Annotated in this window: 16 protein-coding genes; 1 reads left to right on the forward strand and 15 read right to left on the reverse strand. The window is 50.2% G+C overall.

The features are described 5' to 3' along the window. A partial coding sequence (locus IQ241_RS23835) for a transposase (protein WP_193912076.1) occupies positions 1-169 on the reverse strand: 169 nt, incomplete at its 3' end. Positions 170-414: 245 nt separating this feature from the next. Continuing rightward, positions 415-762, reverse strand: coding sequence for a hypothetical protein (locus tag IQ241_RS23840; RefSeq protein WP_193912078.1), 348 nt, complete (start codon positions 760-762; stop codon positions 415-417). Between the two features lie 207 nt (positions 763-969). Here IQ241_RS23840 and IQ241_RS26835 point away from each other — a divergent pair, with 207 nt between their 5' ends. Next, the gene (locus tag IQ241_RS26835) at positions 970-1,119 is read left to right on the forward strand and encodes a transposase (protein ID WP_193912081.1); all 150 of its coding nucleotides are present in this window, start codon (positions 970-972) and stop codon (positions 1,117-1,119) included. 31 nt (positions 1,120-1,150) lie between these two features. On the opposite strand, the gene IQ241_RS23850 is transcribed toward IQ241_RS26835, so the two are convergent. From IQ241_RS23850 to IQ241_RS23910, 13 genes are all read right to left on the reverse strand, one after another. After that, positions 1,151-1,522 (reverse strand): hypothetical protein, encoded by a 372-nt coding sequence (locus tag IQ241_RS23850; protein WP_193912083.1) that lies wholly within the window; start codon positions 1,520-1,522, stop codon positions 1,151-1,153. Between the two features lie 382 nt (positions 1,523-1,904). Beyond that, positions 1,905-2,585, reverse strand: a complete 681-nt coding sequence (locus IQ241_RS23855) for a stage II sporulation protein M (protein ID WP_193912084.1) — start codon at positions 2,583-2,585, stop codon at positions 1,905-1,907. A gap of 122 nt (positions 2,586-2,707) precedes the next feature. Next, positions 2,708-4,348, reverse strand: coding sequence for an alpha/beta hydrolase (locus tag IQ241_RS23860; RefSeq protein ID WP_322743777.1), 1,641 nt, complete (start codon positions 4,346-4,348; stop codon positions 2,708-2,710). A 79-nt stretch (positions 4,349-4,427) separates the two neighbouring features. After that, on the reverse strand, positions 4,428-5,168 hold the full coding sequence (locus IQ241_RS23865) for a CPBP family intramembrane glutamic endopeptidase (RefSeq protein ID WP_193912086.1): 741 nt from the start codon (positions 5,166-5,168) through the stop codon (positions 4,428-4,430). Between the two features lie 48 nt (positions 5,169-5,216). After that, complete coding sequence (locus IQ241_RS23870; protein ID WP_193912088.1) at positions 5,217-6,215, reverse strand: CPBP family intramembrane glutamic endopeptidase; 999 nt, start codon at positions 6,213-6,215, stop codon at positions 5,217-5,219. A 306-nt stretch (positions 6,216-6,521) separates the two neighbouring features. Next, positions 6,522-7,409 (reverse strand): AraC family transcriptional regulator, encoded by an 888-nt coding sequence (locus tag IQ241_RS23875; protein WP_193912090.1) that lies wholly within the window; start codon positions 7,407-7,409, stop codon positions 6,522-6,524. A gap of 483 nt (positions 7,410-7,892) precedes the next feature. Further along, positions 7,893-8,381 carry a nuclear transport factor 2 family protein gene (locus IQ241_RS23880; protein ID WP_193912092.1) on the reverse strand — a complete coding sequence of 163 codons (489 nt, stop codon included), beginning with the start codon at positions 8,379-8,381 and terminating at the stop codon, positions 7,893-7,895. A gap of 55 nt (positions 8,382-8,436) precedes the next feature. Next, the gene (locus IQ241_RS23885) at positions 8,437-9,171 is read right to left on the reverse strand and encodes an SDR family oxidoreductase (RefSeq protein WP_193912094.1); all 735 of its coding nucleotides are present in this window, start codon (positions 9,169-9,171) and stop codon (positions 8,437-8,439) included. 33 nt (positions 9,172-9,204) lie between these two features. After that, positions 9,205-9,432, reverse strand: coding sequence for a hypothetical protein (locus IQ241_RS23890; RefSeq protein ID WP_193912106.1), 228 nt, complete (start codon positions 9,430-9,432; stop codon positions 9,205-9,207). A gap of 3 nt (positions 9,433-9,435) precedes the next feature. Then, a complete protein-coding gene (locus IQ241_RS23895; protein ID WP_193912096.1) occupies positions 9,436-10,272 on the reverse strand; it encodes an alpha/beta fold hydrolase in 837 nt (278 codons plus the stop codon). A gap of 126 nt (positions 10,273-10,398) precedes the next feature. Then, complete coding sequence (locus IQ241_RS23900) at positions 10,399-10,755, reverse strand: helix-turn-helix domain-containing protein (protein WP_193912098.1); 357 nt, start codon at positions 10,753-10,755, stop codon at positions 10,399-10,401. 117 nt (positions 10,756-10,872) lie between these two features. After that, the gene (locus tag IQ241_RS23905; RefSeq protein ID WP_193912100.1) at positions 10,873-11,430 is read right to left on the reverse strand and encodes a DsbA family protein; all 558 of its coding nucleotides are present in this window, start codon (positions 11,428-11,430) and stop codon (positions 10,873-10,875) included. Between the two features lie 221 nt (positions 11,431-11,651). Then, positions 11,652-12,263: a response regulator transcription factor gene (locus IQ241_RS23910; protein WP_193912104.1), complete on the reverse strand. Its 612-nt coding sequence runs from the start codon at positions 12,261-12,263 to the stop codon at positions 11,652-11,654. Positions 12,264-12,286: the final 23 nt, after the last annotated feature.

Below are 12,286 nucleotides of genomic sequence, written 5' to 3' on the forward strand. Positions count from 1 at the left end.
TCTCTAGCGCTAGGTCACTGTAGGTATTCGACGCGCCTCGCTTGCCAGTCTTTTGCTTGTTCTTCCAGGCGCTCAGCACCCCTTCATCTATCCAAACGGTCAGGCTCCCTCGGGCCTCCAAGGCGGCGTTATACTCTGACCAGTTACAGATGCGGTAGCGGCTTTTCATGCTCTCCCTTACTTCGACTATTATCTCAACCGTATCGATTCATTCTTGCTCATCACAACTGCCTATCGAACGATTTGTGCAACAAAGCCTATCTGTACTATTCGGCTCAACTCGTATGAGAGCGGTTTCTATCTAATTCGCAATCGCGCTTCAGGACGTTCTTCAGGTCTGAACACCGCATCTGTCTGAAGCAGCTTCTGTCCATGTGCCTGTAGCGATACCAGAGTAAATTTGCTGCATCAGTTCTAAGCAGAAGGGCGGCACATCATAACACCTTCTTTTTGAGTGTTGGCATTGGGATTATTTCCCATCGCTCGAACGGTGATCGTAGGTTCATAACCGGGATAACAACGGATGAGAACCGTATCTTCGGCTCTGGTCACATACAGTACATAAACAGGTCTACCGCCTAAAACAGCCGGGACAAGATCAGGGGGAAGAGCGGCTGTTGCAACCAGCGTTGACTGATTTGAGGAGCCTAAATCTGGTATCTCAGATAGGGCAGGCTTTGCCCCAAAAGATTGTAAACAAACCATCACCAATGCTGTAACTGTGACTAACAGGATAGAAACTTTAGAGAATCGCTTGAACATGGTTGATTTTACTCTTGATACTGTTGGAGTTAAATATGGATGCAGTTCTCCTCGGAGCAAAAATTAACGAACTGGAGCCAAATTTGCTGATTGGATGTGCTATGTTCGCTCCTTTGAAGTTGAGCCGAGAATATTGTTGACTCGTCGCAGCAAATAGCTCACCTGAAATAATGTCCTGAGGTTCAGGTAGAACCATAAAGGTGGACAGTGGAGGGGACATGGACTTGGCTAGAGAATGCACGAATATTGAATCGAGACTATGAGCGATTGCCAGAGAAACATGAAGGCATGATTTATGTGGTGATGATTCGATGGATGTACGAAGACTCGCCAACAACAAGCGAACGTGGAAGATAGAAATCACTTAATAAGCGTTAAACAACAGTTTCTAATCTTCAGAATTCACTTGCCTTATAATCACAATGTTTTCAGCAAGCAGTAAAACACCTATTAGCCGCGAAAACGCTTGTAAAATGGCTTCCATTGTCCAGTTCTGATTCTGAAGCTCCCAGATCGTCACAATAATAGTGAATCCAATCACCAACGAGGATAGGATTACCGATGAATTGCGGCTGCGATAGAAGCGGATTGTCCTCTCCCGCAAAAATGGCTCGAAAATACAAACGATGTAGGATATTCCTGCACTAATGAACAAGCTGGTTTGAAGATCCGAAGGCAGGTTTGGGTATCCAAATGCGATCGCCGTCAAACAAACTCCCAGTGCCAGATACAGGAAAGTAAACAGGGTAGATCGTTTCATTATTTCTTCTCTGGTGAAGCTTATTCTCTGTACCAAACCCGCACACATTGAAACCAATCGATTTTAAGGCCTTGACTAATCATCACTGGGTAGTAACCATTACTGGTCGTCACTCCGTAGACATCATCACTTGTGCTTTCTATCGACCAATCGGGTAAAACAACGGTTTCAACATTGGTTACCTGTATCGTTGTACTTTCGATCCACTGATTTACAGCACTCACAACCTCCGAAAAAGATTCATACTCGGAAGGTCCGCCGAAGGGTCCTCGTTCAGTAATTCGAGGCGCAAAATCTTTGTACTTCATCATTTGATTCACCATCTAAAATTGCAGAGTTGACAATCAATTCAAGAAGCCATCATGATTTGGTCTGTTTAGCGCTACAACAACCATTGGGTTAGCGGATGAACCAGGTAGCGGAGCGAGAACGCCTCCCAAATCGCGCCGATGATAAACAGTGGGAGTGTGGACAGGCTCAGCCAACCGAGCTGTTTTAGCCCACGGACGTAACCCTGACGATGGTTTTGAGCACCGATAGTGGCGGGGCGAACCCAAGACCGACCGAGGATGTATGCGCCAAACATCAAGAGGGCGTAAGCTTGGACTTCGATGAGTACCGTCAGCGAGTGCGGGATCAGTGCCACTGCCACAATCTTGGTAGTCGGGGCCATAGCTAAACCTAAAGTGAATGCCTTGTAAGCAAACATGGCGATGCCAGTGAAGGGAACGAGCAGCGAAGGGAGCACGATCCACAGCGCGCCGGTCATGACGTTGACTCCCAGGATGGTCAGCGAGAACAGCCAAGGGTTGTTGATTAGCGATCGGACAAGATCTGCCGTTCCGTTGTCTTCCAGGGTGGCCAACTGAGTTGCGCCTAGGTCGGGAAAGACCATCGCCGCTACCATCCCAGTGGTGACTAAGCCATACACAATGGCGTTGATGATGAGGTAGGCGCGAAAATTGGCGCGAATGATCTGGAAGGGTTTGCGAAGCAAGCGGATGGGTCTTGCTTCATGATTCGGGTGAATAAGGCGCTTGGTGGCGATCGCTTTGCGTGACATATTTTTAACTCCAATGTTTGGTAATAGGTGCAGTGATGCTTAAGCGTGAGAACCGCCGCGTAGAGCAGCGCTGTCGATGATGCAAATAAGGGTGTCTAAATCCTTGGTTTTGGCGATGGGGGCTAGAGGACGCAGCGATCGCCGTCTGCGGGGAGTTCAAGTTCGATCAGGTAGTCAGCGACGATCGCATTGACGCAGGGGCTGGTACCATCCATGGCGATGGTGTGCTGCTCTCCCTCAACGGTGAGCACGGTGCCGCCCAGGGCTTCGGCTAGACTGGCTCCAGCAGCGTAGGGGGTGGCCGGGTCGCCAGTAATGGAGATGATCAGCGTGTCGGGTAAACCCTCGACGTTCTGAGCATGGGGGAAGCCGAGGGTCGGCTCACTAGGCCAGAACTCGCAGGCGTCGCGGGTGACGCCCTCGACGGGTCGTCCGGTATCAAGAAAGGGGCTCACGTCAAAGATCTGGCGGCGCAGTTCTGCCTCTTGCTCAGGGGTGCGGCGCTCCTCGTCGTTACAGTTGATGGCGAGCTGAGCATCGACGAGGTTGCTCTCCAACCCTTCAACGATAAAGTCGTCACTGAGAGCAAGAAGTTTGTCGCCTCGGCCCTCGTTTTTGAGCTGGGCGATGCCGTCAATAATTCGCGGCCACGCCTCGGCATTGTAGAGCGCCGAGAGGACGCTGGCAGTGCCAAACAAAAAATCCAGGGTGCGCCCCTCACCCGCTGGCACGGGGTTATCAATCAGCGGCTGGAACAGATCTTGGAACACAGCGGTGGCCTGCTCGGGGTCGGTGCCCAGCGGACAGTCTGAACTCTGGGCGCAAAACTCGGCCATCAGCTCGAACGAGCGCTGGAACGCAGCATGGATCGCTAAGCGGCGTTCCGCGCTGCCCTGCCGAGGGTCGAGCGCACCGTCTAAAACCATCGCCCGGACGTTCTGCGGGAACATCTCAGCGTAGACCGCGCCCAATCGGGTGCCGTAGCTTCGCCCAAGGAAGGTCAGCTTTTCGTCGCCGAGTGCGGCGCGGAGCACGTCCATGTCCCGGGCTACGTTGCGGGTGCCGACAGCTGCAAGCACCTGCTCACCGCCCGAGCCCTCGGCGCACTTCTCCATCAACTCGCGGGTGTCGTCGGCACTCCATTCTCCCGACGTACCCAGCAATGTCGTCTGGTTCTCGCCCTGGTCGTTCTCTTCGTCGGTGAAGCAGTTGATGGCCGGGGTCGAGGCTCCGACCCCGCGAGGGTCGAACCCAACCAAGTCGAACCGTTGAACAAGGGGAGTCTCCTTCAGACCCAATGCGGTGAAGGGGGTTTGAAGCGTGCCCGAGCCTCCAGGCCCGCCAGGATTGAGCACCAGAGAGCCGATCCGTTGGTCCGCCTGGGCCGGTAGTCGCAGTACCGCGATTTGCATGGTCTCACCCTCAGGTTCGTCGTAATTTAGCGGTACCTCCAGGCGACTACACTCAAACGGATCGACGTACACTTGTGCCTCGGTCGCAGTGGTCGCAAAGCCTTCGCAGGAGCCGAAGGTCAGCTCCTGGGTGTAGAACCGCTCCAGTTCCGCCGCTGGTGCCGGGGCAGACTGTGTCAATGCGGCAGGTGCCCCAGCGAGGACAAGCAACATCACTGCTGTGCCTGTTAATAAGCGCCTGACGTAGGTCTTGGGAACGCGCATAATTCTCCTCCTAATGAAAGCTGTTGGTCTTGAGTCGTACGTGAGTCGGTCACGATTTCGTGGGCTGTTAGAAGAAACTTGAGACATGGTGTTTAACGCTTTAACTGTGGCGAAGATTCGAGATCACCCAACCCCTGTTCGTGCACGGCGGGCTTGAGGAGATGCCTCAACCTAGAAGGGCCAGCACAGCATGAACTGTCAGGTGGGCGATCATGGCGGCCTCTAGCCCGTATCGCCAGAATAAATACCCCGCAACCCCTGCAAACAAAGAATTTTGGAGCAGCAAGAACCCTAGTAGTGGTGGGGTTAACGGCAGTCCTAGGGCGATCGCAGCGGGCAAATGGCCCATAGCAAACACCAGGGAGGAGATGGCAATGGCGACTACCACCCATCGGGGCTGGGGTTTACCCTGGCGCTGCTGCCCAAATCGCCAGCCCAGCCATAGCAGCAGCGTCATCAGACCCCAGCGGATCAGAATTTCTTCGGTGATACCGCCGTAGAGAAATCGCACTAACAGCGGCGTGGGCTCAGCCGCCTCATAGGCTGGTGGCAGCAGCGGGCGAGACAGCAGGGTAATCGCCGTCAGTAGTCCGCCGCTGATCAACCCACCCACTACACCGGGCAGCAGTTGAGGAACCATGGCTTGCCGCCATGATCGCCCAGTGGCCAGCGCCTCTACCCCCGGTGCCATTAGCCCTAGCCGGTGAGCCAAGAGCACACCTATCAGCACCGCTACCGACACCAAAACCGTGGGCTGCACCAGCACCAGTAGCCTGACCACGGTGGCAGGTGGGGCACCCTCTGGGAGCAAGGGTAAAGGCACCAACACCAGGGTCATCACCCCAGCCATGCCTGCCAACCACAGCAGCCCAAACAATCGCAGCCTAACGTTTTTATGCTCAACCATGACTTCATCCTCTGCCACATTTGCTGATGGTTTTACGAACTGACGAGATCATCGGTGACCCTTTTGATGGCTTTGGAAAAAGGGTTCGGATACCCCGTCGCGTTTGAATACCTTGTAGGCGATCGCCAGAAACACGGGTACGACAACCAGCATTGACAGAGCCGTATAGGTCGCGTGGAACTCGCTGACTGTGAATAGAGTCGGCGCGGTCACGCCGCTTCCGGTCACGCCGCTTCCGGCTACGCCCATCAAGAGATTGCCGCCGATGTTGTTCGCGAAGTGTACGCCGATGGCGAGTTCGGTGGTTCCGTCAATCAACGAAACCACGGTCCACACTAGACCCGGAACGAGGAAGTAGTTGAAGAAGACCGTGAGCCAGCCGCCAGCGCTCGCCTCCGGGTTGAGCAGGTGCGCCAGGGCGAAGATCACAGCTGGCACCAGCGCCAGAAAGACGCGGTTAGACCAAACAATACTCGCGCCCTGCACAACGTATCCGCGAAAGAAAAGCTCCTCTGTAGTGGTCTGGATCGCAACGAAAATCAGTGCGATCGGCACAAAGAGCGCGAACGTTGTGAGGTCAAAGTTAAAAGAGAAGGTATCGGGATAGAAGAAGTACTGTCCCAGCCCAGCGATCAGCCAGACTGGCACGAACCACGCCACAAACCCATGACCGACCCGCCGCCAGCTAATCTTCTCCCGCGCTGTGACCAGCGTCCGGGGATGACGCTGGTGAACGAGGGTGACGGCGATCAGCATTCCCGCGAGGAAGAATGGAAAACTCGCCCTGAACGCAACGAAGCCCCCCACGAGGCCGAGCGCAGCGTAATCCAGCCGATTGAACGCCGCAAGCGCCTCCTGACCGCCGAGCAGGAACGCGATGCGGGGGGTGGCGATGCCGTTGACGACCAGTCCCACAAAGAAGATGACGACTAATCCCAGAACATACCGCCACCCCCGATGCTTACCCCACCGGGCAACCTCCACGTAGGTAATTTTTTTCGCTTCTGCGATGATTCCCTCTGTTCTTTCGGTATTTTGCATCTTCATCTCCGTTCCCTTTATGGGTAAATTCTGTAGTGCTTGGATTTGGTTGCTAATCACAGTTGTCGATAGCTTCAGGATTTAAAGATTTTTTCGATAGATCTGGTGTCACCAAATCCGGCATCGTTGGACATACGCTTGCCCCTAGTCGAACCACAATCCGAGTATCGACGGCCACTATCAACGGAATTGTTGTGCTGTGTTTATATACTTTTTGTACAGATTGTCTTTGACTTAGCTAACTTGAGTGTATGAGTTTTAATCCTCAACTTCTTTCAGATTCTTACGGTGATTTATTAGATTCCTATGGAGCTAGCGAATCTGTTTCGGTGTCATGCCAGTGAGGCGCTTAAACTGCTGCGTTAAATGGCTTTGGCTAGAGAAACCAACTTGTAGAGCAATGTCTGCGATCGCTAAATCCGTTTTCATTAACATCACTTTCGCTCGTTCTACCCGCTGTTGAATCACATACTGGTGGGGCGAAATTCCCATTTCTTGCTTAAACAAACTGGCAAAGTAAGTTGGGCTGATATTCACAACACTAGCCAGTTCTGCCAAGGATAAATCTCGATTCAAGTAAGTGTGAATGTAATCGATCGCCTGCTGTAACTGGGTACGAGTAAAGCTGCTGTGGGGTGATGCAATCGGCTGTGTCAGGGTCGAATAGTGTCGGAGTAGATGAATCACTAGGGCTTGAGTGAGTGATTCGACATAGAGTTGCCCCATCATCCCGCCTGATCGCAACTCAGCGAGCATCAGCATACCAATCTGATGCAGTTGCACATCCTGCTGACCGAAACCATGCACAAGCTCGAACCGTGTGGAATCAATGTCAGACGCTTCAGCAACGTGTTGAATCAATTCTGGCTTTAGGCAAATGTGCAGCGGAGTACAGATAACACCACTCTCATCTCGACACCAATAGCTCGGTTGTCCAGCCGGGACAAAAAGATTGTCCCCTTCATGAAGGATTGATTCATGCAGGCGATCGTCCCGTTTCTGAATTAAAGGGGCAGCATTTCCGATGTGTAAGTTCAGCCAATGGTCTGAGAGGGCTGAGAGTTCCACCTCAAACGCTGAAATAGGGCTTTGGCACTGCTCAACGAAAACGCCATTCCAGTTCATCTGCCGACTGGAAAACATCAGCGTTTTATTAAACTGTTGGCTGAGTTCAAGCGAGTTGAGCTGGTTGCTAGCCATAGAATTTCTCTCCACCGATATTTTTGCATTTGCAAAACAACACCTCTCAGCCTTACTCTGGCGCAGCAAAAGCGTCTACCAGTTGGGAACCCAAGACAATCACTGACGCACTAATATACAAGCTAGCCATTAACGCTTCTCATGAATAATCTAGGTTAGGTAGGCACAGCGATGAGCCAAAACTTGTGGCACCCGCTTGGCTTCCTGGGAAGCCCCTGCGAGTCTAGTGCGTTGGGACGATGAGTACCTCTTCAAAGTGCTAGTTGGATGAAAATGCGACTGCCCTAGACAGAAGAGGGATATGACCACATTTGAAAGTATTTAATTCGGCGATGCTACTGGAAAACTAACGTCGTTTTCTTGGAACAGCTCTTTGAGAATTCCTGCTGCAATTAAAGCGCGAGGGAAGCTGGATGTAACTGTCCGTGAGATACACAGTTTCCATTAGCTCTTCAGGTGTAATTCCACAATTTAATTCATTGGTTACCTAACTTCTATTTCCAAAACTTTTTCAAAAGCTGGCATGTCCAAGAATGCGGTAACTTTAGTCACTTCTTCATCCTCGAAAGTGAAAAACCAGGCATAGCTGTTCCTATACTGTTCTCCGTTAATCAAGGTTGTTTCAGCATCAAAATGAATAATAACAACGTCACCATCTTCATAAACTTGCCACTGTGTTGGCCTTAAAGGCTCCTCTACGCGCTCATTAAAAGGCGCAATCAGCTCTTCTTCAAAAGGCTCGCGTGTGTAAGTGCCGGCATATGTATTAAAGCCACTAATCGTCCAGCGCATATCCTCTGATAAAAGCTCGAAAGGAGAGCCGGCACCATCTTGCCATTGCTGAAAACTCGCCTCGACAACGGCCTTTTTACTTGGTGCCGATGTTTCATTGTGAACAGAAGTTTGTCCGACAGCGCTACAGCCTACCGTGAGAATAAGCGCCATAACAGCTAAAAAATGAAATGGTTTCATTACGACAATGTCCTTTGTGTTGGTGATAACGCTCCTATGCGTTGACCGATTCCCTTCAGAACGCACTAGCCGTCGGTCGGACTATGATTTCATTCACGTCAACATCATCGGGTTGGGATACGGCGTACAGCACTGCTCTCGCGATCGCATCTGGGCTGAGCGAAATTTTGCGAAATTCCTGCAGAGCACCTTTCGCCGACCCGTCTGTAATATCAGAGCCCAGCTCCGTCTCAACGACACCCGGAGAGATCGTAATGACGCGAATATTTTGCGATTCCTGGCGCAGTCCTTCAGAGATAGCCCAAACTGCATATTTCGTGGCGCAATAGACGGTCCCCGTCGGAACGACCACATGAGCCCCAATCGATGCGGTATTGATGAACTGCCCACCGCCCTGCGCTTCCATAATCGGCAGCCCCGCCGCAATACCATTCAACACGCCCCGAATATTCACATTAATCATGTTGTCCCATTCCTCGACTTTCAGGGCATTCATCGGCGATAGGGGCATCACACCTGCATTGTTAAAGATGACATCGACACGGCGAAATATGTCTTTGGCAAACTCAACAAATGCTTTCACATCTTCGCGATCGGTGACATCGATCGCTTTGAATTCTGCTGTCCCACCAGATGCATGAATCTCTTTAACTAGCTTCTCTAGCTTGTCTATCCGGCGTGCCCCCAAAACGACTTTTGCACCATTTTGGGCGAGCAGTTTCGCGGTGGCTTTACCAATACCACTACTGGCTCCAGTAATAACAATCACTTTGTTTTCTACATTCAACATGGTGGGTTTTCCTTTTGTTGTAGTGAGGGTTAATTAAAGAAATACGCCGCTGGAGACTTCAATTATCTGAACATTTACCCAACGGTTATCTTCAGAGAGTAAAGATGCGATACCTTCGGTAAGCTTCGCTAACGCACATCCAACATCTTTGTCTTCAGAACTCAACTTGTTGATTTGCAATACTCCATCTAGACTAATGTGAGCCTGATTCAATGGATGGATCACAGAGTTTTCCCGTAAGTCAGAAATGTAGTAGGTCACTGATTATTCCTGCTGAAGAAAGTCCAATAGCACAGGATTGACCTGATCAGCGTGAGTCCAGTTGATGGCGTGCGGTCCGCCAGGAATAATCTCAAGTTGACTGTTTTTAATCAGCTTTGGCAGTCTGGCGGCGGTGGACTCAAGCGGCAAAATGCGATCGGCATCGCCATGAATGATCAGGGTGGGTACATCGATGCGGGGCAGATCGTCACGGAAATCGGTGAGCCAGGACGGGACACAATCCAAAGTCCCCTTAGCAGAAGCCCCGGCTGCCACATTCCAGCTGGCTTGAATGGCATAGTTGCTGATGCGCTCACCCAGCAGCACATCGATATTGAAGAATTCTCTGAAAAAGTCAGAAAAGTAGGCGGGACGATCTTTAACAATCGCGTTCATAATGCCATCGAAAACGCTTTGGTCAACGCCTTCAGGATTATCATCAGTCTTTAGTAGGAAGGGGGGCACGGGAGCCATCAGCACGGCTTTCTGCACCCGCTCTGAGCCATATTTACCGAGATAGCGCGTGACTTCACCCGTTCCCATGGAGAAGCCGACCAGCACCGCATCATGCAAGTCAAGTTTGGTCATTAGCGTATTCAAATCGGCGGCAAAAGTATCGTAGTCATAGCCCAGTGAGGGTTGGCTGGAAGCACCAAATCCTCGGCGATCGTAGGTAATCACTCGATACCCGGCATTTAGCAGCACTAAGACCTGCTTTTCCCAAGAATGACCGTTGAGGGGAAATCCATGAATGAGAACAATGGGTTGACCAGCCCCCAGATCTTCGTAGTAGATATCAATATTTGCAGAGTTTTCTTGACCGACAGTTACATAAGACATTGTCATCTCCTAATATATACCGCTGAATACTGCATTAAATTTCTGTCTGATTTAACCGAAGTGTAGTGGTTTCTAATGCTCAGTTTCTTTCAAATTCTTAAGGCAAATTGTCAGATTCTTAAGGTGTTAGCGAACCTCTTTCGGCGTCATTCCAGTGAATCGCTTGAACTGTTGCGTCAGATGGCTTTGACTGGAGAAACCAACTTGTAGGGCAATGTCGGCGATCGCCAAATCCGTTCTCTTTAACATCACTTTCGCCTGTTCCACTCGCTGTTGAATCACGTACTGATGGGGAGGGATTCCCATTATTTTCTTAAACAAACTTGCAAAGTAAGTAGGGCTGATATTGATCACGCTGGCTAGTTCAGTCAGCGATAAATCTCGATCAAGGTGAGTATGAATGTAGTCGAGGACTTGCTGCAACTGGGTGTGCGTTGAACCTCTGCTCTTGAATTCAATGGTTGGTGTTGTAATTGTTAGCATGGTTAGAAATTGGTAATTTGTTCAACATAACAGGCAAAGGCTAGCCAGCAGAATTAGATGGCTTATCAGCACTAACGAACAAGTTAGATATCAATTGCGAGCAAAAATCGGGGGAGCTTAATGACTATCAGAAATAATAGCTGCTGTCAATTCTGTTGTGTTCCAGTACCCGGTATATCGATTGCCATTGATAAACAGGGCTGGGGCAATCGTTACTCCACTCTGCATTCCACCTTTGATATCCTCATTGATGTGATCAATATGCACTTGTTTAGACAGCTCTTTGAGAAACTGAGGAATGTCAAGTCCTAAATCATTGGCGTACTCAATAAGATAGCCGTTCTCCAACCTTTGCTGATGGGCAAATAAAGTATCATGCATTGACCAAAACTGTCCTTGAACAGCGGCGGCTAGAGCGGCTTGGGCTGCCCGTTGAGCATGAGGATGAATCTGTATTTGCGGAAAATGGCGGAAGATGAAGCATAAATAATCCTCTCCAAAAGAAGCACTAAGCTCTTGTTTGATGACTTTAATCAGATTGTAAACGTCTGCACTTCTAGGGTCTTTATAGTCTCCATATATCACTAGCACTACCCTGGCACTCAGCACACCTTGAATTCGATCTTGGGTTGAAGGGGGTACAAGTAAAAAACTCTGACCACGCTCGTCGCTCATCTATTTAAATCGATACCAGTCATGAAACCTGGTAATTAACTTACTCAATCAATTAACTACATGGCTATTTGCATAAACTCAATATAAGCGATTGCCTTCAGGCTGGCGTCTGCAGCAAGTTAAAACTTTTACAGTATAAATTGACAGAGTAACGATGCGATCGCAAAGTAGAAGGCTGACTCTAACTTAAGTTGGAATCCAAACTTGATGGAAAGTACATTCTATAGACTGACAATGCCGCGCTTAACGGCAATAATCACAGCTTGGGTGCGATCGCTCACATCCAATTTATTCAAAATTCGATTGACATGAGATTTAACCGTGCCTTCACTAATGCTCAAAGCATCAGCAATCTCGGCATTACTCATTCCCTGTGCCAGTGAGCGGAGTACGTCTAGTTCTCTTTCACTCAGCTCTGGATTGCTGAGCCGCTGAACCAACTTTGCTCCCACATCGGGCGGAATATACTGCTGACCCCGATGAACAGTACGAATGGCATTGAGAAGCTCGTCAGGTTCAGTTTCTTTTAACAAGTATCCTTTTGCGCCTGCCTGCAATCCCCGATAGATATCTTCGTCACTGTCATACGTGGTCAGCACAATAATTCGAGCAGATTTAGCAATACCACGAATTGCACCGATGGCGGCAACGCCTTCCACTTCCGGCATTCGCAGATCCATCAGCGTGACATCCGGTTGGTGTTCCTGAAATAAGGCGATCGCTTGTTCCCCATCTTCAGCTTGGGCAATCACTTGCATACCTGGGACACGGTTAATAATCGTGGCTAGTCCTTGCCGAAAAATGGCATGATCGTCTGCGATCAGAACCCGAATTGGGGGTGTGGGGTGTGGGGTGT

The organism is Vasconcelosia minhoensis LEGE 07310 (assembly GCF_015207255.1).
In the GTDB taxonomy this organism is placed as follows: Bacteria; Cyanobacteriota; Cyanobacteriia; order Phormidesmidales; family Phormidesmidaceae; genus Vasconcelosia; species Vasconcelosia minhoensis.

What these genes read in the sequence shown, in the direction of transcription:
- IQ241_RS23880 (WP_193912092.1), bottom strand. Translation starts at nt 8,381, where the DNA reads ATGAAACCATTTCATTTTTTAGCTGTTATGGCGCTTATTCTCACGGTA.
- IQ241_RS23885 (WP_193912094.1), bottom strand. Translation starts at nt 9,171, where the DNA reads ATGTTGAATGTAGAAAACAAAGTGATTGTTATTACTGGAGCCAGTAGT.
- IQ241_RS23895 (WP_193912096.1), bottom strand. Translation starts at nt 10,272, where the DNA reads ATGTCTTATGTAACTGTCGGTCAAGAAAACTCTGCAAATATTGATATC.
- IQ241_RS23905 (WP_193912100.1), bottom strand. Translation starts at nt 11,430, where the DNA reads ATGAGCGACGAGCGTGGTCAGAGTTTTTTACTTGTACCCCCTTCAACC.
- IQ241_RS23870 (WP_193912088.1), bottom strand. Translation starts at nt 6,215, where the DNA reads ATGAAGATGCAAAATACCGAAAGAACAGAGGGAATCATCGCAGAAGCG.
- IQ241_RS23860 (WP_322743777.1), bottom strand. Translation starts at nt 4,348, where the DNA reads ATGTCTCAAGTTTCTTCTAACAGCCCACGAAATCGTGACCGACTCACG.
- IQ241_RS23855 (WP_193912084.1), bottom strand. Translation starts at nt 2,585, where the DNA reads ATGTCACGCAAAGCGATCGCCACCAAGCGCCTTATTCACCCGAATCAT.
- IQ241_RS23865 (WP_193912086.1), bottom strand. Translation starts at nt 5,168, where the DNA reads ATGGTTGAGCATAAAAACGTTAGGCTGCGATTGTTTGGGCTGCTGTGG.
- IQ241_RS23840 (WP_193912078.1), bottom strand. Translation starts at nt 762, where the DNA reads ATGTTCAAGCGATTCTCTAAAGTTTCTATCCTGTTAGTCACAGTTACA.
- IQ241_RS23850 (WP_193912083.1), bottom strand. Translation starts at nt 1,522, where the DNA reads ATGAAACGATCTACCCTGTTTACTTTCCTGTATCTGGCACTGGGAGTT.
- IQ241_RS23875 (WP_193912090.1), bottom strand. Translation starts at nt 7,409, where the DNA reads ATGGCTAGCAACCAGCTCAACTCGCTTGAACTCAGCCAACAGTTTAAT.
- IQ241_RS23900 (WP_193912098.1), bottom strand. Translation starts at nt 10,755, where the DNA reads ATGCTAACAATTACAACACCAACCATTGAATTCAAGAGCAGAGGTTCA.